The following is a 20,481-nucleotide window of genomic DNA, read 5'->3' as shown; positions in this document are numbered from 1 at the left end:
GTTCGTTCGCGTCCGCTACCGGGCCGTTCCCCGGCGACGCGTCCCAGATTCGGACAGGGGGAACGCCCACGGTGTTGGCCGTTTGGCCACTGTGTGACAGGATCTGGCCATGGGTGAGATGCGGGAGCACTTCGAGGACACGGCCCGTCGCGGAAGCGGAGCGGGCGGCCGCCACCTGGTCGCCGTCCTGGCCCTCCCCGGCTTCCCGCCGTTCGAGCTCGGCATCCCCTCCCGGGTCTTCGGCAGCGCCGTGGACGACGAGGGCGAGGCCTTGTACGAGGTCGTCGTCTGCACCGCCGACGGCGCCCCGGTCCCCAGCGACTCCGGCTTCACCCTCCAGCCCGCCGCCGGGCCCGAGGCCCTCGCCGCCGCCGACACGGTGGTCGTCCCGCCCACCCACGCCATGCCCGAGCTCGGCCGCGGCGGACCGCTGCCGCCCGCCGTCGCCGCGGCCATCGCCGGCATCCGCCCCGGCACCCGCCTGGTGTCGATCTGCTCCGGCTCCTACGTGCTCGCCGCCGCCGGACTCCTCGACGACCGCCCCGCCACCACGCACTGGAACCTCGCCGAGGAGTTCCGCCGCGCCTACCCCCGGGTCCGCCTCGACGAGGACGTCCTGTTCGTCGACGACGGCGACGTCCTGACCTCGGCCGGCGTCTCCGCCGGAGTGGACCTGTGCCTGTACCTGATCCGCCGTGACCACGGCGTGACCGTCACCAACCGGGCCGCCCGCATGTGCGTCGTACCGCCCTGGCGCGACGGCGGACAGGCCCAGTTCATCGACCGGCCCGTCCCCGAGCCCACCGTCGCCACCACCACCGCCACCCGGGCCTGGGCCCTGGAACGCCTCGCCGAACCGGTCAGCCTCGGCGAGCTCGCCGCCCACGCCCGGATGAGCCTGCGCACCTTCACCCGGCGCTTCCGCGACGAGGTCGGCATGACCCCGGTGCAGTGGCTCACCGCCCAACGCCTCGAAAGGGCCCGGCACCTGCTGGAGTCCAGCGACCTCCCGGTCGACCTCGTCGCCCACCGGTCCGGCTTCGGCTCCGCGAACTCCCTGCGCCAGCACATGCGCGCGTCCCTCGGCGTCTCCCCGATCGCCTACCGGCGCACCTTCCAGCCCGCCGCTGCCCCGGCATGACCCCGGAGGTCATCGCCACCGCGGCCGCGAGCGGCCAGGATCGGACCAACGGCCCGCACCAGCGGACCGTTCGGCACCGACCAGGGAGCGGACCATGACCGCGTACGCCATCGCCCACCTGCGCCCCGAGACGATGAACGAGGACGTCCTCACCTACATCGAGGCCATCCAGTCGACGCTGGACCCCCACGGCGGCCGTTTCCTCGTGCACGGCAGGCAGGTCGAGGTCCTGGAGGGCCCCTTCCCCGGCACCGTCGTCGTCATCGGCTTCCCCGACATCGAGCGGGCCCGCGCCTGGTACGCCTCCGACGCCTACCAGGCCATCCTCCCCCTGCGTACGAAGCACATAGCCGGCGAAGCCGTACTGGTCGAGGGCGTCCCGGCCGACTACGACGCCTCGCAGACGGCCGCGGCCCTGCGCGCCGAAGCCGGCCTCTGACGGTCGCCCGGGCCGCGTTCGTCCTCGCGGGGCCCGCGCAGCCGCCGCCGGCACCTGACCTCGACCTTCGGGCCCCGCGCGGGCTCGGGGGTGCGAGCATGTGCGGTATGGCTACTCACCTGATCACCGGTGCCGGTTCCGGCATCGGCGCCGCCGTCGCGACCCGCCTGCACGCCCGCGGCGACGACCTCGTCCTCCTGGCCCGCGACGCCGCCCGCGGCAAGCAGCTCGTCGAGCGCTACCCCGGCTCCCGGGCCCTCGTGGGCGACCTCGCCGATCCGGACCGGCTCTCCTGGGCCTTCTCCCAGCAGGCGATCCCCGAGCGCATCGACTCGCTCCTGCACATCGCCGGGATCGTCGACCTCGGCCCGGTGGGGGAGCTGCGGCCCAAGACCTGGCACCAGCAGCTCAACGTGAACCTGGTCGCCCCCGCCGAGGTGACCCGGCTGCTGCTGCCGACCCTGCGCGCCTCCAAGGCCACCGTCGTCTTCGTCAACTCCGGCGCCGGTCTCAACGCCCACGCCGACTGGAGCGCGTACGCCGCCTCCAAGCACGGCCTGAAGGCCCTCGCCGACTCGCTGCGCGCCGAGGAGCGGGCCAACGGCATCCGGGTCACCTCCGTCTACCCGGGCCGCACCGCCAGCCCCATGCAGGCCAAGGTGCACTCCCAGGAGGGCAAGGAGTACGACCCCGCCGCCTGGATCGACCCCGAGTCGGTGGCGACCACAGTCCTGATGGCCGTCGACCTGCCCCGCGACGCCGAGGTCAACGACCTGTCCGTGAGGCCGGGCCGATGAGCGCCGGCGCGACCGGAGTCGGTTCGCTGCCCGGCGGCGACGCCCGCGAGGCCGCCAAGACCGCGACCGGATCCTTCGAGGACTTCCCGTACCTTCCCGAACTGCCCGCCCGCGGCCCCGGCGCCGACATGATCGGCCGCACGACCGGGCTGCTCGTCGACCTGTACGCGCACGTGGAGCCCAGCGGCTGGCGGATCAGCGACCGGCCCGGGCGCGACACCCGCCGGGCCAGGTCCTGGCTGGGCGAGGACCTGGACGCTTTGGAGGAGTTCACCCAGGGTTACACCGGCAAGCTGAAGATCCAGGCGGTCGGGCCGTGGACGCTGGCCGCCGGCCTGGAGCTGCACGGCGGCGAGGCGATGCTGCAGGACGCGGGAGCCTGCCGCGACCTGGCCGGATCGCTCGCCGAGGGGCTGCGCGAGCACCTGGCCGACGTGCGCAGGCGGATCCCCGGCGCCGACGTCGTGCTGCAGCTCGACGAGCCGTCCCTGACGGCCGTGCTGCGCGGCCGCGTCCGCTCCGCGAGCGGCTACCGCACCTACCGCGCCGTGGACCGGCAGGTCGTCGAGGGCGTCCTGCGCGATCTGTTCGCCGTCCACGACGGCGACGTGATCGTCCACTCCTGCGCACCCGAAGTTCCCTTCGGCTTGCTGCGCCGGGCCGGCGCCACGGGAGTGTCGTTCGATTTCTCCCTGCTCACGGAGCGCGAGGACGACGCCGTCGGGGAGGCCGTCGAAGGCGGTACGAAGCTCTTCGTCGGAGTGGTGGCGGGCACCGACGGCCCGTTGTCCGACCCGGGCGGTAGCGTCATGGGTGTCAGGAAGCTCTGGCGCAGGCTGGGGCTGGCCCCGGGGACTCTGGCGGAGTCCGTCGTGGTCACCCCCTCGTGCGGTCTGGCGGGCGCCTCGCCCGCCTACGCCCGTGCGGTGCAGGCACATTGCGCCAGGGCGGCGAGGTCGCTCGCCGACAACCCTGAGTGACGGTCGAGACGGGCCACGGGAGGACACGGCATGGCAGCCGAACAGCAGGACACGGCAGTACCGGCGGCGGTGCGTGAACAGCACCAGCTGCTGGCCGAGCAGGTCGAGGAGCACCGCTTCCGGTACTACGTGAACGACCAGCCGGTCGTCAGCGACGCCGAGTTCGACCGGCTGCTGCGTTCGCTGGAGGCGCTGGAGGAGGAGTTCCCGGAGCTGCGCACGCCCGACTCGCCCACCCAGAAGGTGGCCGGGGCGTACGAGACGGACTTCGCCTCCGTCGAGCACCGCGAGCGCATGCTCTCCCTCGACAACGCCTTCGACGACGAGGAACTGGCCGCCTGGGCCGATCGGGTGGCCCGGGACACCGGCAGCTCCGCCTACCACTACCTGTGCGAGCTGAAGGTGGACGGCCTCGCCGTCAACCTCACCTACGAGCACGGCCGGCTCACCCGGGCGGCCACCCGCGGCGACGGCCGCACCGGTGAGGACATCACGCCCAACGTCCGCACCATCGCCGAGATCCCGGACCGCCTCTCGGGCGAGCGGATCCCGACGCTCGTCGAGATCCGTGGCGAGGTCTACTTCCCGATGGAGAAGTTCGAGGAGCTCAACGCCAGACTCGTCGCGGCGGAGGGCAAGCCCTTCGCCAACCCGCGCAACGCCGCGGCCGGTTCCCTGCGCCAGAAGGACCCGAAGGTCACGGCGACCCGCCCGCTGCACATGGTCGTCCACGGCATCGGCGCCCGCGAGGGCTTCGCGATCGAGCGCCAGTCGCAGGCGTACGAGCTGCTGCGCGAGTGGGGCCTGCCCACCGCCCGGCACAACAAGGTGGTGTCCTCCCTCGCCGAGGTCCGGGATTTCATCGCGGAGTTCGGTGAGAACCGGCACTCGGTGGAGCACGAGATCGACGGCGTGGTCGTCAAGCTCGACGAGATCGCCCTCCAGGGCCGGCTCGGCTCCACCGCCCGCGCCCCGCGCTGGGCCATCGCCTGGAAGTACGCCCCCGAAGAGGTCAACACCAAGCTGATCGACATCAAGGTCGGTGTCGGGCGTACGGGGCGCGTGACGCCCTACGCGCAGGTGGAGCCGGTGACGGTGGCGGGCTCCGAGGTCGAGTTCGCGACCCTGCACAACCAGGAGGTCGTCAGGGCCAAGGGCGTGCTCATCGGTGACACCGTGGTCCTGCGCAAGGCCGGTGACGTGATCCCCGAGATCCTCGGCCCGGTGGTCGACCTGCGCGACGGCACCGAGCGGGAGTTCGAGATGCCCACCGAATGCCCCGCGTGCGGGACGGCGCTGCGCCCCATGAAGGAGGGGGACATCGACGTCCGGTGCCCCAATGCCCAGAGCTGCCCCGCCCAGCTGCGCGAGCGGCTCTTCTACCTGGCCGGCCGGCAGTCCCTGGACATCGAGAACTTCGGCATGGTCGCCGCCGCCGCCCTGACCGGCCCGCTGGAGCCGGCGCAGCCGCCCCTGCTCGACGAGGGAGACCTCTTCGCCCTGACCGTCGAGCAGCTGCTGCCCATCAAGGCATACGTCCTGGACCAGGACAGCGGCCTGCCCAAGCGGGACCCGAAGACCGGCGAGGAGAAGATCGTCACGGTCTTCGCCAACCAGAAGGGCGAGCCGAAGAAGAACGCCCTGGCGATGCTGGAGAACATCGCCGCGGCCAAGGAGCGCCCGCTCGCCCGCATCATCAACGGCCTGTCCATCCGCCACGTCGGACCGGTCGCGGCCGAGGCGCTGGCCCGTGAGTTCCGGTCCGTCGCGGCCATCGAAGCGGCGACCGAGGAGCAGCTCACCGCCACCGACGGGGTCGGCGCGATCATCGCCGCCTCGCTGAAGGAGTGGTTCGCGGTCGACTGGCACCAGGAGATCCTGCGCAAGTGGCGTGAGGCCGGGGTCCGGATGGAGGAGGAAGGTTCCGCCGAGGAAGAGGGGCCCCGGCCGCTGGAGGGCCTGACCGTGGTCGTCACCGGTACTTTGCAGAGCCACACGCGGGACGGAGCCAAGGAGGCCCTCCAGAGCCGCGGTGCCAAGGTCACCGGATCCGTCTCGAAGAAGACCTCCTTCGTCGTGGTCGGCGACAACCCCGGTTCGAAGTACGACAAGGCAGTCCAGTTGAAGTTGCCCGTCCTCGACGACGCCGGGTTCGCCGTGCTGCTGGAGCAGGGTCCGGACGCGGCACGCGCAGCAGCGCTCCCCGTGGACGGTGAGTCCGAAGGGGAGTAGTACCGACCGGGCGATCCCCGAGGGGGAGTAGCGAAGGCGAACGGATGCGTGGCGTGTTGCCGTGAGGACGGGCGCACGCCAGGCGTGGCGGACGGTGGTAAACGGCCGGTACAAGGCTGGTCGCGGGGCGGCGGCCTGTCGGATCATCGGACGGGCGGCGGGGCCCCGGTCCAAACTCACCCGTTCGGCGGATACCGTACTGATGAGGATGGCTGGGTCGCATTCGGGCAACCACTGCCGACCGCTGCCCCTGGGAGCCTCCCGCGTCCTACTGTTGAGGGGTGCGCCAGTCGTGCACACGGCTGCGGGATGCGATTCCGGCCGTGGTGGCATGACATGGGGGCCATCGCGTGACATCGGCATCGCCGGCTGTGAGAGGTACGGGCATGAAACCCACCGAAAGCGCCGACCCGTCACCTGAATTCGGCGGGGAGATCCCGCCCATGCGGGCGGGCAGGCTCGGCGTCCTGCGGGCCAGGACTCCGGACACCCGACCGGTCGACACCGGTGAGGGCGGGCAGGGGCGGCGCGGCGTGCTGCCCTTCCTCGTCGTGGGTCTCGCGGTCGTGGTGCTCACCACCGGCGTCGCTTCCGCCCTGATCGGCCGTCATGCGCTGTTCCCCGGCGGGCCGGTCGGCTGGGCCCTGGCCCTCCTCACCGGCATCATCGTCGGCCACCTCGTCGCCCTCGGCCGGGACCGCTGGTGGGGCGGCACCGGATCGGGCGCCGCGCTCACCCTCGCCGTGCTCATCCTCTACGGCTGGGTGCCCGCCGGACTGGTCTCGCTCGCGGTGGTCTCCCTGGTCGGCGCCGCCCGCAGACACCGCTGGCGACAGGGGCTGCTCCACGGCTCCGTCGACATCCTCGGCATCGCCGCCGGTGCCCTCGTGCTCGCCGCCTTCGGCGAGGCGCCCACCGTCGAAGCCCCCTGGCCGCCCACCACCTGGGGGCTGGACGCCCTGCCCGAGATCGTCCTCGTCGCCGTCGCCTATCTGCTCGCCACCCGGTTCCTGCTCTGGATCGCCCTGGCCCCGCGCGGCGCCGGGCTGCCCACCGTCGCCCGGACCGCCCTGCTCCGACAGGCGTTAGTGGCGGTCGCGCTGCTCGGCATCGCGCCCCTCATCTGCGTGGTGGCGGTCACCAAGCCGGTCCTGCTGCCGCTGTTCGCCGTACCGCTCATCGCGCTGGACTCCACCCTCTGGATCGCCCGGGCGCGCGCCGAGGAGCAGCTACGGGACCCGCTGACCGGGCTGCCGAACCGGCAGTGGCTGCTGGAGCGGGCCTGGTCGGCCCTCGACGAGGCGGAGCGCCTGGGCACCCGGGCCGCCCTCGTGCTGATCGACCTCGACCGCTTCCGGGCGGTCAACGACACCCTGGGCCATCTGGCGGGCGACCGGCTCCTCCTCCAGATCGCCGACCGGCTGCGCCAGGCGCTGCCCGAGGAGGCCGAGGCCGCCCGCCTGGGCGGCGACGAGTTCGCCGTCCTGCTCCCCGTCGCGGACTCCACCACCAGCGCCCAGCGCATCGCGCGCCACCTGGTCGCGGAACTCAGCTCCCCGCTCGACCTGGACGGCCTCACACTCGTCCTGGAGGCCAGCGCCGGCCTCGCCGTCTTCCCCGACCACGCGCTGGACGCGGAAGGCCTGCTGCGGCGCGCGGACGTGGCGATGTACCAGGCCAAGCGGGACCGCACGGGCGTGGAAGTGTACGAATCCAAGCGCGACAGCAACACCCCCGACCGCCTGGGTCTCCTCGGCGACCTCCGAAGGGCCCTCGACGCGGGCGAAGTGGAACTCCACTACCAGCCGAAGGTCCGCTTCGACGGGCAGGTCGCCGGGCTCGAAGCGCTGGTGCGCTGGGTCCACCCGGAACGCGGCCGGGTGCCCCCGGACGAGTTCATCGCGATCGCCGAGACGTCCGGGCTGATGCCGCACCTGACGGAGTACGTCCTGGAGACGGCCCTGGCCCAGGTGGCACGCTGGCGTGCACAGGGCCTGAAGGTCCCGGTCGCCGTCAACGTTTCGCCGCGCGACGTCCACACGCCTGGCTTCGCCGGCGCGGTGGCGGCGCGGCTGGCCCGCCACGGTGTCCCGGCCAGCGGCCTGCAGCTGGAGATAACGGAACACGTCCTGCTGGAGGACCCCCAGCGGGCGGCGGACACCATGGCCGGCCTCACCGGGCACGGCGTGAAGATGTCCCTGGACGACTTCGGCACCGGCTACTCCTCCCTCGTCCACCTGCGCCGCCTGCCGGTCAGCGAGCTGAAGATCGACCGTTCCTTCGTGGGACGGCTCGCCGTCGACACGCAGGACGCGGAGATCGTCCGGTGCACCGTCGACCTCGCACACTCGCTCGGCCTGCTCGTTGTGGCGGAGGGCGTCGAGGACGACGAGACCTGGGAGCGGCTGCGTGACCTGGGCTGCGACGCCGTGCAGGGATGGCTGGTGGCCGCCGCGATGCCGCCGCAGGAAGCCACCGCCTGGCTGCTGGCCCGGGGCGAGCGCGGCTGGCGCCGCCCGGCGGACATCACGGCGGAACTGGCTGCCGCCGAGGCCGACGCGGTCTGACCGCCCCCGGGCCTGACCGCCCCCGGGCCCGGCCGGCCGGGCGGCGCCCCCGCCGGAGCGCCCCCAGGACCCCGCGCCCCCCACGCCGGCGGGGCCGGCACCCGACCCCGCCCGCCTTCGGCCGGGACGCCGCGCGGGCCCCGTGCGGCGTCCCGGCCAAACCGTTTCGCAGGCCGGGCGCCGGGCCCCCTAGGATTGAGCCCGAAACTACACATCCACCCACCCCCAGAGGATCGCTGCATGCCTGGCATTACGCGCGAGGAGGTCGTCCACCTCGCACGGCTGGCGCGCCTTGAGCTGTCCAGCAACGAGCTGGATCACTTCGCCGGACAGCTCGACGACATCATCGGCGCGGTCGCCCGTGTCTCCGAGGTCGCCGACCAAGACGTCCCGCCGACCTCCCACCCGCTGCCGCTGACGAACGTCATGCGCGCGGACGAGGTCCGTCCGTCGCTCACCCCCGAGCAGGCGCTCTCCGGTGCTCCCGCCCAGGAGCAGCAGCGTTTCAAGGTGCCGCAGATCCTGGGGGAGGACTAACAGCCATGGTCGACATCATCAAGCTCACGGCCGCCGAGACCGCCGAGAAGATCGCCTCCGGCGAGCTCACCGCCGTCGAGGTCACCGAGGCCCACCTGGCCCGCATCGAGGCCACCGACGAGAAGGTCAACGCCTTCCTGTACGTGGACCGCGAGGGCGCGCTGGCCCAGGCCCGCGCCGTCGACGCCAAGCGCGAGGCGGGCGAGAAGCTCGGCCCGCTGGCCGGTGTACCGCTCGCCCTCAAGGACATCTTCACCACCGTCGGGGTCCCCACCACCGTCGGTTCGAAGATCCTCGAAGGCTGGATCCCGCCCTACGACGCCACCCTGACGCGCAAGCTCAAGGAAGCCGACGTCGTCATCCTCGGCAAGACCAACATGGACGAGTTCGCCATGGGGTCCTCCACCGAGAACAGCGCCTACGGCCCCACCGGCAACCCGTGGGACCTCACCCGCATCCCCGGCGGCTCCGGCGGTGGCTCCGCCGCGGCCCTCGCCGCCTTCCAGGCCCCGCTCGCCATCGGCACCGACACCGGCGGATCCATCCGCCAGCCCGCAGCCGTCACCGGCACGGTCGGTGTGAAGCCCACCTACGGCGGTGTCTCCCGCTACGGCATGGTCGCCTTCTCCTCCTCCCTCGACCAGGGCGGGCCCTGCGCCCGTACGGTCCTGGACGCGGCCCTGCTGCACGAGGTGATCGCCGGCCACGACCCGCTCGACTCCACCTCCATCGACGCCCCGGTCCCGCCGGTCGTCGAGGCCGCCCGCAACGGCTCCGTCGCCGGCCTGCGCGTCGGTGTGGTCAAGCAGTTCGCCGGAGAGGGCTACCAGGCCGGTGTCGTCCAGCGCTTCAACGAGTCGGTGGAGCTCCTCAAGGAGCTCGGCGCCGAGATCGTCGAGCTGGACTGCCCGTCCTTCGACCTCGCGATGGCCGCGTACTACCTGATCGCGCCGTCCGAGTGCTCCTCGAACCTGGCCCGCTTCGACGCCATGCGCTACGGCCTGCGCGTCGGGGACGACGGCACCAAGTCCGCCGAGGACGTCACCGCCCTGACCCGCGAGGCCGGCTTCGGCGACGAGGTCAAGCGCCGCATCATCCTCGGCACGTACGCGCTCAGCTCCGGCTACTACGACGCGTACTACGGCTCCGCCCAGAAGGTCCGCACGCTGATCTCGAAGGACTTCGAGAAGTCCTTCGAGCAGGTCGACGTGATCGTCTCCCCGACCACCCCGACCACCGCCTTCCCGATCGGCGAGCGCACCGACGACCCCCTCGCCATGTACCTCGCGGACCTGTGCACCATCCCGACCAACCTGGCCGGCAACTCCGCCATGTCGCTGCCCTGCGGCCTGGCACCGGAGGACGGTCTCCCGGTCGGGCTCCAGATCATCGCCCCGGCGATGAAGGACGACCGGCTCTACAGGGTCGGTGCCGCCGTCGAGGCCGCCTTCGTCGCACGCTGGGGTCACCCGCTGCTCGAGGAGGCACCGTCGCTGTGAGCACCAGTGCACTGTCCAAGGCCAAGGGCTTCAAGAAGTCCAAGACCGGCACCTACCTGTCGATCGGCACCACGGCCTTCGGCGCCGTCAGCGTGATCAAGCAGGTCAAGAAGGCCCGCAGCGAGAACGACATGCTGAAGCTGGTCGACGCCGCCGTGTCCGCCGCCGCCATCGTCACCGGCCTCGCGATCCTGTACCGGGAGCTCAAGCGCCTGGGCGACGACGACGTCCTGCTGGGCTGAGAGGGAAAGTTTCACCGTGACCACCTTCACCGAACTGCTGTCGTACGAGGACGCCCTGGCGTCGTACGACCCCGTCATGGGCCTTGAGGTCCATGTCGAGCTCGGCACCAGGACCAAGATGTTCTGCGGCTGCTCGACCGAGCTCGGCGGCGAGCCCAACTCGCAGACCTGCCCCACCTGCCTCGGCCTGCCCGGCTCGCTCCCGGTCGTCAACGCGATCGGCGTCGAGTCCGCAGTCAAGATCGGCCTCGCGCTGAACTGCGAGATCGCCGAGTGGTGCCGCTTCGCCCGGAAGAACTACTTCTATCCGGACATGCCGAAGAACTTCCAGACCTCCCAGTACGACGAGCCCATCGCCTTCAACGGCTACTTGGACGTCCAGCTGGAGGACGGCGAGATCTTCCGCGTGGAGATCGAGCGCGCCCACATGGAGGAGGACACCGGCAAGTCGCTGCACGTCGGCGGTGCCACCGGCCGCATCCACGGCGCGTCCCACTCCCTGCTGGACTACAACCGCGCCGGCATCCCGCTCATCGAGATCGTCACCAAGCCCATCGAGGGCGCGGGCGAGCGGGCCCCCGAGGTTGCCAAGGCGTACGTCGCCGAGCTGCGCGAGGTCATCAAGGCGCTCGGCGTCTCCGAGGCCCGCATGGACAAGGGCCAGATGCGCTGCGACGTGAACCTGTCGCTGCGCCCCAACGGGACCCGGGAATTCGGCACCCGCTCGGAGACCAAGAACGTCAACTCCCTGCGCTCCGTCGAGCGCGCCGCGCGCTTCGAGATCCAGCGGCACGCGGCCGTGCTGTCCTCCGGCGGCTCGATCGTCCAGGAGACCCGGCACTTCCATGAGGAGGACGGCTCCACCACGGCCGGCCGCATCAAGGACAACGCCGAGGACTACCGGTACTTCCCGGAGCCCGACCTGGTGCCCGTGGCGCCCGCCCGCGCGTGGGTGGAAGAGCTGCGCGCCGGCCTGCCCGAGATGCCGCGCGTGCGCCGCAATCGCCTCCGCGAGGAGTGGGGCGTCAGCGAGCACGACATGCAGTCGATCCTCAACGCGGGCGCGGTGGACTCCATCGTCGCCACCATCGAGGAGGGCGCCGACTCGTCCGCCGCCCGCAAGTGGTGGATGGGCGAGTTGGCCCGCAACGCCAACGAGCAGGGCGTCGTCGTCGACGAGCTGCCGATCACCCCGGCGCAGGTGGCCCGGGTCGCGGCCCTGGTCGCGGCCGGAGACCTGAACGACAAGCTGGCCCGTCAGGTCATCGAGGGGGTCCTCGCCGGCGAGGGCACCCCGGACGAGGTCGTCGAGAAGCGCGGCCTGAAGGTCGTCTCGGACGAGGGCGCGCTCGGCGCGGCCGTCGACGAGGCGATCGCGGGCAACGCGGCCATCGCCGACAAGATCCGCGGGGGCAAGATCGCCGCGGTCGGCGCCCTGGTCGGCGCGGTCATGAAGACCACCCGCGGCCAGGCCGACGCGGCGCGCGTCAAGGAGCTCATCCTGGAGCGCCTGGGCGTCGCCGGGGGCTGAGCCCTTCGGGCCCGACGGCCCGAACGCCCCGGGGCCCCGCACCGAAGGTGCGGGGCCCCGGTCGTCTCCCGCACACTGGACGACCACGTCCGGCGGAGGAACGGGGGAGTTGCGCGTGGAGATCGGTGCGATGGTCATCGCGGTCGTCGGTGTGGTGGGCACCCTGGGCGCGGCGCTGCTCACCCAGCGCGGGGCGGAGCGGGCGAAACGCCGGGAGATAGAGATCCTGCGCGGCCATCAGGAGATCCGCGACCGTCTGACGCTGCGGCGGAGCTGCTACGCGGACCTCAACCGGGACGCCCGGCAGTTCACCACCGCGCTCAACCGGCATCTGCACGTCCTGCGGGAGCGCCCGGTCGAGGACGCGGACCGGGAGGTGCTCGACGAGGCCAAGAACGCCCAGCGCGACCGCTACTCCGAGGCGCAGATGATCGCCCCGGACGCCGTGCTCGGACCCGCGAGCGCCGTCAACCACGCCCTGAGCAGGGTCTACGGCCAGGTCAAGCGCCTGGAACGGGGCGCCCCCGAGGAGGGCGAGACGATGGCCGCGGTCTCCGCCGCCCAGCAGGAGATCTGGGGCCTGCTCCGGGAGATGCGTGCGGCCATGCGGGCCGACCTCGGGGTGTCGGACGGGACCGGCTCCGTCAGCGCTTGAGGAGGGGCGCTGCCAGAACGGCGTTGCCGCGGCCCTTGCAGCCCTCCTCCACCTTGATGCGCAGCCGCAGGGCGCCCTTGATGTCCAGCGACTTGGTGACCGGCTTGCCCAGGTGGACCAGCTCGGAGAACACCGCAGGCTTGTCGTCCACCGAGATGGTCAGCCGTGCCTGCTCGACCGTCGAGCCGTCGTCGATGCCGGCGGTGAATTCCAGGGTGGACCAGGCCCTGTTGACGTCGTACTCGATCGCCGCGCCGTAGTAGCAGCTGCCGAGCAGCGCCGCTCCGTACTCCGTGGTGTTCAGCTTCGCGGAGCCGACCTCGAAGTTGTCGGCGCCGCCCACGGAGGACAGCACGGTCAGGTCGGCGATGTTGCTGTCCTTGACCTCTCCCGGAGCGTGCGGGCCGGCGGAGCCCTCCGGGGTGGGCGGGGCCCCGGCGGCCGAACCGTCCGTCGTGGAATCCGCGGACGGGGTCGGCGAGGCCGCGGAGGGGGCGGGCTCCGGCGACTGCGGCGCGCTCGCCCCGCCGGGCTTCCCGCTTGCCGTGTTGTCCTCCTGGCCCTTGTCGCCCAGGAGCTTCACACCGACGACCGCGCCCGCGGCGAGTACGACCACGGCGAGCGCCGAGCCCAGGACCAGACCGGCCCGCCGCTTCCTCTTCTTCTGCGGCGCGGCGGCCTGCGCCTGCGCGGGCGGGGCCGGGGAGAGGTCGTACGCGGGTCCGTACCCCGTCGGCACCGAGGCCGCCGGTGCCGGTGCGGGCGCCGGTACGGGTGCGGGCTCCGTGGCCTGCTGAGCCGGCTCGGGAGCGGTCAGCGGCGCCGTGGGCGGCTCCGCAGCGCTCGGGTCGGGCGCGGCCGGGTCGGGTGCGGTCGGACGGTAGGCGGGCGGTGGAGGCGCCGCGGCAACCGCCGGGGCCGCCGTGGGCAGGGGAGGCGCGGCGGGCTGGGGCGGGGAGTCCTGGAGGGTCGCCCGCCGCGATGCCGTGGACGTCGTCGTGGTGGACACCACGGCGCGCCGAACGTCCTTCATCCACCCGGCCAGGTTCACGGGCCGCCGGGAGGGCTCCTCCGCGTACAGGGCCGTGATCCGGGCCCGTTGTTCGGCGTCCAGCAGTGCGATCTGCGGCAGTTCGGCCATCGCATGGGCCAGCTGCTGCGGAGAGGCGGGCGGCGACTCTCCGCTGAGCAGGAAGTACGCGATCGCCCCGAAGGCGTACCGGTCGGTGCCCGGGGTCCGCTTGCCCTCGAACACCTCGGGTGCCGCGTAGCCCGGGGTGAACCAGACCTCCGCCGTCTGGTGGTCGGCGGTCAGCTTGCTGAGCCCGAAGTCCACCAGGGTGGCCTGCCCGTGGGCGTCGACCATCACGTTGCCGGGGGAGAGGTCGCCGTGGACGACCTGCCGCCCGGAGGGCGTGGCCCTGCCCGAGTGCAGCCAGTCCAGTACCTCGGCCAGCTGTTCCAGGGTTCGCATGACGTCGCGCCGCTCTGCGGCGGTGGCGAGCGTCCGTTCGGCGCGCCAGTCCCGCAGGTCGAGCCCGTCGATGTGGTTCATGACGAGGACGAGCGCCCGCCCGGTCAGGGTGGACGACTCCCCGGGCCGGTGGATCGGCGGTCCTTCGAAGTGCTCCCGTACTCCCACGACACCGGGCCGGTGGACGAATCTCAGCAGTTCGGCCTGCTCGTTCCACTTCTGGCTGATGCGGTCGAAGACCTCGGGAGTGATGGTCGTCCTGGAGTCGAGCACCTTGACGACCACGGGCTCCGACCCGCCGGCGAGTTCGATCTCCGCGAGGTAGAGCACGGCCTCCCCGCCGCGCCCGATCGACCTGAGCAGGCGGTAGCGGTCCGCTGCCGCGTCCGGCCCGATGTGCAGATTCTGGCTGGTCAATTTCCCCCCAGCTGCCCTGTGTTGAGTGGGGGCCAGTCTGGCGTGGCCGGAATCGGTACGGCAATCGAAACGGTGGATCCGTACCCGCCCGGGTTTCTGTAGCGGTCGCTAGGTAAATCGGGTACGGTCTTTTCTGTATCGATCGTTAGGGAAATCGGGGGTATCTCCATGTCCGTCAACACCGACGCCGTCAACACCGACGCCGTCCGCTCCGGAGCCGGCGCCGCGGCGTACGCGCGCACCGTCCGCACCGAGAGCGGTGGCCCCGGCCTGCTCCTCGCCCACGGCGCGGGCGGCTCCGTCGAAGCCAACTTCGGCGCGGTCCTGGACGAGCTGGCCGCCCGATTCAGCGTCGTCGGCGTCGACTACCCGGGTGCCGGCGCCACCCCGCGGGCCGAGGCGCCGCTCCTCCTCGACGAGCTGGCCGACCAGCTGGTGGCCGCCGCCGACGCCGAGGGGCTGCAGCGGTTCGCCGTACTCGGCTACTCGCTCGGCGGGAACGTCGCCGTCCGGGTCGCCACGCGGTATCCCGACCGGGTCACCGCGCTGGTGCTGACGGCCACCTTCGCGCGCGCCGACAACCGCCTCGAACTGGCCGGTGATCTCTGGAAGGCCCTCGCCGACCGCGGTGAGCCCGACCTGGCGGCCTCGCTGCTGGTCCCGCTCGTGCTGAATCCTGCGGTTCTGGAGGGCCTCTCCGCGCAGGAGGTGCGGCAGCTGGTGCGGGACACCGCCCGGACGCTGCCGCCGGGCCAGGCCGACCACGCCGCCTTGATCCGGGGGGCGGACCTGCGGGCCGAGATCGCGGCGCTCGACGTCCCGGCCCTCGTGGTCGTGACCACGCAGGACCTCCTCGTCCCGGCCGGCCTCCAGCGAGAACTCGCGCACATCCTGCCGGGTGCCCGGCTCGCGGAACTGCCCACCGGGCACCTCCCGTTCGCCGAGCGCCCGGCCGAATGGGCGGCGCTGGTCACCGCCTTCCTCAGCGAGCCCGCGGCGGGTTGAGGAAGGCGAGGCGGGCCGGCTTGGCGGGAAGGTGGACCTCGGGCAGGTCGATCTCCGGGAGGACGACCTCCGGGCCGAGCACGAACCCGGTGCGCTCCAGCCGCGTGATCGCCTTGGTGTTGCGGGAGTCCGGCTCGGCGACCATGCGGCGGCTGGCCGGATCGGCGAACACGAAGGCGATGAGGGCCTCCATCAGGTTCCCGCTGAAGCCGGGCTGCGGGCCGCCCTCGCTCGGGCCGATCAGCAGGTGCACGCCGACGTCCCCGGGCTCGACGTCGTAGCACTCGCTGATCCGGTCCTCGGCGCAGTCGTACGTCTGGAGCAGCGCGACCGGCACGCCCTCGCGGGCCATGATGAACGCGTGGTGCGTGGTGCGGCGGTCGACGTCCTCGTAGATCTCCTGGACCAGTTCGCGACTGGCCCCGCCCATGCCCCAGAAGCGGGCCCGCTCCGGTGTGACCCAGGCGTGGATCAGACCGGCGTCGGCGGTCGGATCGACCGGGGTGAAGGTGACGGTGCCGAAGCCCTCGACGAGGTGCGTGTGAACGGGCTGTCGCGCGGAGGCGGCGGTGGTCATATCGATTCCTTGGTGAGCCGGGTCCAGTCGGTGACGACCGGGACGAGTTCGCAGCGTGCCCACAGGGGGAGCTGGTCGTGGTGATGGGGGGTCCCGCCGACGCCGTCGGCGCCCAGCGGGACGACCCAGAGGCTGTCCTCGCGGCGGGCCAGGTCCCAGACGTAACGGGCGGCCGAAGCGCGGGCGGTGAGGTCGGTGAAGCCGGGCACGGAGGAAGTGGCGTTCACGCAGTCGTGATCGCCGCCGAGGCCGGGCCACTCCGGGCCGGCCGGGTCGGGGACCGCCTGCCAGGGGGCCAGGCGGTGGACCTGCGACCACGGGACGTCGAGGGAGCCCGCCGCAGCCGTCTCCTCCAGGGCCGCGCGGACGTGCGCGGCACGGTCCAGCTCCGGCAGCAGCGCGCTGTTCAGCAGGCCTTCGAGCGCGTAACCGATCTTGGGAACCAGGTGCAGCCACGGGTGGAACACGGCCGGTCCGGCGGGCGCGCCCGCCAGGTCCGCGAAGACCGGGTCGGCGGCGAGGCGCCGTACGGTCGCGGTCCGGAAGGCCGAGAAGACGGCGGCGTCGGTGCTCCCGGCCTCCATGCGCCGGTCCCAGGAGAGCAATCGCGTGCGCAGTTCCCGCGCGGCCGGTGACAGCCCCTCGAAGGCGGGCAGCAGGGCGAGCAGCGGCTCGGCCGAGGCCAGATGGGTGTCACGGTGCACGTCGGCCATCGCCGTCGGGGACCAGTCCGCGGAGCCGCTGAGCAGCTCGCGGATGCGGTCCGCGCGGTGCGGTGGTGCGAACTCCACGCCGAGCGGAGAGGCGATGCCGCGCGCGTTCGCCATGACGGCGAAGCCCTGCACGGGCTCGGCTGGGGTCGGTGCCCAGCCCCGCCAGGCGTGCTCCGGCTCCCACGCGGGCACGGGGCGCAGCCGGTTCGCGGGGTGGCGCAGCGGCACGGCACCCGCGACGCGGTGCAGCAGGCCACCTTCGGTGTCGGCGGCGTGGACGACGTTGACCGGCTCGGCCCAGCCGTCGAGGGCGCGGTCGATGTCGGCGACGGTACGGGCGCGCAGCAGGGCGGGCAGGGCGGCGAAGCCGAGGTCGCGGCGGACGCGGGGCGGGTAGCGCAGGGAGAGGGTCTGCGTGCTGCCGTCGGCGCGTCCGGGGTCGGCGGCGCCTGCTGCGGGGTCGGCGCCGAGGTCGCCGTCCGCGTGCACGATCACCGGCCCGCGGGCGGTCTCCAGGACCTCCACCTCGACGTCGGCGCCGCCCGCCACGGTGATGGTCTCCGTGTGGCGCGCGACCGGCTCCCAGGCCCCGTCCGGGCCGAGCGCCTCGACGGCGCCCTCCTCGTCGCGGCGCAGCCGCTCGACGTACAGGTCCTGGTAGTCGGACATGGCGTTGGTGATGGCCCAGGCGGCGGAGCCGGTGTGCCCGAAGTGCGCGAGGCCGGGGATACCGGGGACGGCGAGGCCGAGGACGTCGTAGTCCGGGCAGGACAGGCGGATCTGCTGGTAGACGCCCGGGTCCTCGATGAAGCGGTGCGGGTCGCCCGCGATGATCGCCGCCCCGGTGGCGGTGCGGTCGCCCGGCACCATCCAGCCGTTGCTGCCGGCGATGCGGGGACCGTCGGTGGCGAAGAGGGTGAGCGTCTCGTCGCCGAGGGCGCGGGCCACGCGCTCGCGCCACAGCTTGGTGGGGAAGCCGGCGAACAGGATGTGCGTGGCGATCCAGATCGCCAGTGGCACCCATGGCTCCCACGACGAGGGGGCGAGGCCGGTCCGGGCGAAGCGCTCGTCGCGGGCGGCGCCGGCGGCCAGGCCCTCGTTGGCGCCGTCCACGTACGCGCGCAGCCAGGCGGCGGTCGCCGGATCGTCGGCCACCAGGGCCTCGTGGCAGAGGCGGGCGGTGTCGGCCAGGCGGCTCTGGCGGGCGAAGCGGTCCCATGCGACGGACTCCCGGCCCAGGAAGGAGGCGCTGGAGCCCTCGGCGCGGTGCCGTTCGACCTCCAGCTGCCAGGCGCGGTCGAAGGCGGTGACACGGCCCTGGGCGTAGGCCAGCCCGAGCTCGTCCGGCGCGCGCAGGTGGGGGATGCCCCAGGGGTCGCGGAAGACGTCATAGGATTCCGGGGTCCGCCCGCCGGGCCCGCTCCGGACGCCCGCGTACGGCTCCGGGCCGCTCTCACTGCTCACGCTGCTCACGCTGCTCACACTCTCCCCGACGTGTATTTAGGTTAGCCTTCCCTAAGCATAGGGGTCGGGTGGGGAGGGGCGAACAGGGCGGTCGGCAAAGGGTGGGAGGGCGTGGTCCTCAGGCTGCTGAGGGGCAAGGACTTCACCTTCACGGTGACCGGGGCCGAAGACGTCACGGAGCACTACCGCCGGGTGTCCTTCACCGACGGCGGGCTGCTGGCCGCGGTCGGTCCGTCGCTGCACCCGACGATGTGGGTGCGAGCCCGGTTCCGGAACGCGGGCAAGCCGCACCAGCGCGCGTACACGCTGGTCGACCCGGATCCCGGGACCGGCACTCTCTGCTTCGAGTTCGCGCTCCACGACGGCGTCGCCAGCGCCTGGGCGCGGCGCGCCCGACCGGGCGACACCATCGAGGCCACCGTCCAGGGCACCGGGTTCACCGCCCCGGCCCCGCCCCCGGAACGCCTGCTGGTCATCGGCGACCCCGCCTCCCTGCCGGCGGTCAACTCGCTGCTGGACTCCTTCCCCGGCCTGCCCGCGACCATCTGGTTCGAGACCCGGCACGCCTCCGACGCGGAGCTGCCGGTACGCCTGGACGGGGAGCGGCACGACATCCGCCGGGTGCCGCGCGAGGGCACGGCGTTGGCCGACCGGGTCCGGGCCGAGCTTCCGGAACTGCTCGGGGACCCGGGAACGGCGTACGTATGGCTGGCGCGCGGCCTGACGTCCGAGGCGTGACGTCCGAGGTCTGTGGTTCGAGGTCTGTGGTCCGAGGCCAGTGGTCGGGCCCGGGCCCGACGGCCGTCAGACCCCGGTCACGCCGTCGATCGCCTCGCGCAGGAGGTCGGCGTGGCCGTTGTGGCGGGCGTACTCGTGGACGAGGTGGAGCATGACGAGGCGCAGCGACGCCTCCTCCTCCCAGCGCGGCACGTACACCGTCACCTCCAGGGACTCGGCGGCCGCCTCGATCCGGCGCGCGTGCCCGACCTCCTCCTGCCAGGCGGTGAACGCCTCGGCCCGGCCGGCGCCGGAGGCGTCGTAGGCGGCCTGGAAGTCATGGCGGTCCGACCACAGGTGCGGGAGCTCCTCGCCGCCGACGACACGGCGGAACCAGTGCCGTTCCACCTCGGCCATGTGCCGTACCAGGCCCAGCAGGGACAGGGCGGACGGGGGCATCGAGGCACGGCGCAACTGCTCGTCGGTGAGGCCCTCGCACTTCCGGGCGAGGGTGGCCCGGTGGTAGTCGAGGAAGGCGCGGAGGGTCTCGCGTTCGTCCCCGGTCAGGGGCGGGCTGATGCGTTCCATGCCCGCGATCCTGCCCGTCGGCCCCTGTGTTGCGGAAGCCACATGCTCCTCATCTTCATCCTCCTCCGGCCGGCCGGAGCGGCCTCAGGACGCGTCCCGGCCGGGACGCGTCCAGATGTACGGCACGGTCACGCCCATGACCCCGAAGCCCAACCGTTCCAGGATCGGGCGGCTGTCGTCCGAGGCGTCCACCTGGAGGTAGGGGATGCCGAGCTCCGCCGCCACGCGGGCACGGTGGGCGACCAGCAGGCGGTAGACGCCCCGGCCGCGCCACCGCGGGATCGTGCCGCCGCCCCACAGGCCGGCGAAGGCCGTTCCCGGCCGCATCTCCATCCGGGCCGCGCTCACCGGGGTGTCGCCCGCCATCGCGACCACCGCCGCGACGGTCTCCGGCTCGTCGCGCAGGCGACCGAGCAGCGCCTCGCGGATCCGGGGCCGCTCGGTACCGAAGGCCCCGGCGTGGACCTCCATCATCAGGTCGACGCCGGCCTCGTCCGTCACCACCCGCAGGGTGATCCCCTCCGGCGGTTCCACCGGCAGGCGCGCGAGCTCGGCCACGCGGCCCACCATCAGAGTCTCCGGCGGCTCCGGTACGAAGCCCGCTGCCCGCAGCCGGTCCCCGAGGTCCGCCGGCCCGTCGTGCGTATACAGCTTCCACTCGAAATCGGGGCAGCCGCGCTCGGCGAAGAACGCCACCTGTGCCGCGATCTGCGCATCCGCGGTCTCCTCGTCGAGGTCCGACCAGAGGACGCCGTTCCACCCGAGGCCGGGCACGCTCTGCCGGACGACCCGGCCCACCCGCTCCACGAGGGCGTCCCCGCCGTCCGGTCCGGCACCGAGACGCACCTCGGCGTCGTAGCGGGCACGTACCCTCAGCAGCTCATCAAGATCCATCCTCATCCGCCC

At 72.8% G+C, this 20,481-nt stretch carries 18 protein-coding genes; 13 read left to right on the top strand and 5 right to left on the bottom strand.

The genetic code is table 11. The features are described from left to right. Window positions 1-118: 118 nt before the first annotated feature. The 11 genes from AW27_RS09500 (at window position 119) to AW27_RS09450 (ending at window position 12,620) form a co-directional block, all read left to right on the top strand. The gene (locus AW27_RS09500; protein ID WP_037928686.1) at window positions 119-1,141 is read left to right on the top strand and encodes a GlxA family transcriptional regulator; all 1,023 of its coding nucleotides are present in this window, start codon (window positions 119-121) and stop codon (window positions 1,139-1,141) included. A gap of 94 nt (window positions 1,142-1,235) precedes the next feature. After that, complete coding sequence (locus tag AW27_RS09495) at window positions 1,236-1,580, top strand: DUF1330 domain-containing protein (protein WP_037928112.1); 345 nt, start codon at window positions 1,236-1,238, stop codon at window positions 1,578-1,580. Between the two features lie 107 nt (window positions 1,581-1,687). After that, window positions 1,688-2,377 (top strand): SDR family oxidoreductase, encoded by a 690-nt coding sequence (locus AW27_RS09490; protein ID WP_037928115.1) that lies wholly within the window; start codon window positions 1,688-1,690, stop codon window positions 2,375-2,377. Beyond that, window positions 2,374-3,357 (top strand): methionine synthase, encoded by a 984-nt coding sequence (locus AW27_RS09485; protein WP_037928119.1) that lies wholly within the window; start codon window positions 2,374-2,376, stop codon window positions 3,355-3,357. Before AW27_RS09490 ends, AW27_RS09485 begins: the two co-directional genes overlap by 4 nt. A gap of 30 nt (window positions 3,358-3,387) precedes the next feature. After that, window positions 3,388-5,589: an NAD-dependent DNA ligase LigA gene (ligA, locus tag AW27_RS09480; RefSeq protein ID WP_037928121.1), complete on the top strand. Its 2,202-nt coding sequence runs from the start codon at window positions 3,388-3,390 to the stop codon at window positions 5,587-5,589. A 386-nt stretch (window positions 5,590-5,975) separates the two neighbouring features. Continuing rightward, window positions 5,976-8,156, top strand: coding sequence for a putative bifunctional diguanylate cyclase/phosphodiesterase (locus tag AW27_RS09475; protein ID WP_236647826.1), 2,181 nt, complete (start codon window positions 5,976-5,978; stop codon window positions 8,154-8,156). 240 nt (window positions 8,157-8,396) lie between these two features. Beyond that, on the top strand, window positions 8,397-8,693 hold the full coding sequence (gatC, locus tag AW27_RS09470) for an Asp-tRNA(Asn)/Glu-tRNA(Gln) amidotransferase subunit GatC (RefSeq protein WP_030030671.1): 297 nt from the start codon (window positions 8,397-8,399) through the stop codon (window positions 8,691-8,693). A gap of 5 nt (window positions 8,694-8,698) precedes the next feature. Beyond that, window positions 8,699-10,192, top strand: a complete 1,494-nt coding sequence (gatA, locus tag AW27_RS09465) for an Asp-tRNA(Asn)/Glu-tRNA(Gln) amidotransferase subunit GatA (RefSeq protein ID WP_037928127.1) — start codon at window positions 8,699-8,701, stop codon at window positions 10,190-10,192. Continuing rightward, window positions 10,189-10,434, top strand: a complete 246-nt coding sequence (locus AW27_RS09460; protein ID WP_037928130.1) for a hypothetical protein — start codon at window positions 10,189-10,191, stop codon at window positions 10,432-10,434. Before gatA ends, AW27_RS09460 begins: the two co-directional genes overlap by 4 nt. Before the next feature lie 16 nt (window positions 10,435-10,450). Next, entirely contained in the window at window positions 10,451-11,965 is a 1,515-nt protein-coding gene (gene gatB, locus AW27_RS09455; protein ID WP_037928132.1) for an Asp-tRNA(Asn)/Glu-tRNA(Gln) amidotransferase subunit GatB, read from the top strand. A gap of 115 nt (window positions 11,966-12,080) precedes the next feature. Beyond that, on the top strand, window positions 12,081-12,620 hold the full coding sequence (locus tag AW27_RS09450; RefSeq protein WP_236647827.1) for a hypothetical protein: 540 nt from the start codon (window positions 12,081-12,083) through the stop codon (window positions 12,618-12,620). Here AW27_RS09450 and AW27_RS09445 read toward each other — a convergent pair. Continuing rightward, window positions 12,610-14,511, bottom strand: coding sequence for a protein kinase domain-containing protein (locus tag AW27_RS09445; protein WP_037928134.1), 1,902 nt, complete (start codon window positions 14,509-14,511; stop codon window positions 12,610-12,612). The two genes, AW27_RS09450 and AW27_RS09445, sit on opposite strands and share 11 nt — an antisense overlap. A 168-nt stretch (window positions 14,512-14,679) precedes the next feature. Between AW27_RS09445 and AW27_RS09440 the strand changes: the two genes are divergently transcribed. Then, window positions 14,680-15,516, top strand: coding sequence for an alpha/beta fold hydrolase (locus tag AW27_RS09440; protein WP_037928136.1), 837 nt, complete (start codon window positions 14,680-14,682; stop codon window positions 15,514-15,516). Here the strand turns inward: AW27_RS09440 and AW27_RS09435 are convergent. Beyond that, entirely contained in the window at window positions 15,494-16,093 is a 600-nt protein-coding gene (locus AW27_RS09435; protein WP_037928140.1) for a GNAT family N-acetyltransferase, read from the bottom strand. The two genes, AW27_RS09440 and AW27_RS09435, sit on opposite strands and share 23 nt — an antisense overlap. After that, the gene (locus tag AW27_RS09430; protein ID WP_037928692.1) at window positions 16,090-18,171 is read right to left on the bottom strand and encodes a penicillin acylase family protein; all 2,082 of its coding nucleotides are present in this window, start codon (window positions 18,169-18,171) and stop codon (window positions 16,090-16,092) included. Before AW27_RS09430 ends, AW27_RS09435 begins: the two co-directional genes overlap by 4 nt. A 210-nt stretch (window positions 18,172-18,381) precedes the next feature. Here AW27_RS09430 and AW27_RS09425 point away from each other — a divergent pair, with 210 nt between their 5' ends. Beyond that, on the top strand, window positions 18,382-19,008 hold the full coding sequence (locus AW27_RS09425) for a siderophore-interacting protein (protein WP_236647828.1): 627 nt from the start codon (window positions 18,382-18,384) through the stop codon (window positions 19,006-19,008). A 66-nt stretch (window positions 19,009-19,074) separates the two neighbouring features. Here AW27_RS09425 and AW27_RS09420 read toward each other — a convergent pair whose 3' ends face one another. Both AW27_RS09420 and AW27_RS09415 read right to left on the bottom strand, forming a co-directional pair. Then, window positions 19,075-19,575 (bottom strand): DinB family protein, encoded by a 501-nt coding sequence (locus AW27_RS09420; RefSeq protein ID WP_037928145.1) that lies wholly within the window; start codon window positions 19,573-19,575, stop codon window positions 19,075-19,077. Between the two features lie 84 nt (window positions 19,576-19,659). Further along, window positions 19,660-20,469, bottom strand: a complete 810-nt coding sequence (locus tag AW27_RS09415) for a GNAT family N-acetyltransferase (RefSeq protein WP_037928148.1) — start codon at window positions 20,467-20,469, stop codon at window positions 19,660-19,662. Window positions 20,470-20,481 lie beyond the last annotated feature (12 nt).

The organism is Streptomyces sp. PCS3-D2 (genome assembly GCF_000612545.2).
GTDB lineage: Bacteria > Actinomycetota > Actinomycetes > Streptomycetales > Streptomycetaceae > Streptomyces.
The sequence above is the reverse complement of the archived record's forward strand: the minus strand, read 5'-3'. Positions and strand labels throughout refer to the sequence as shown.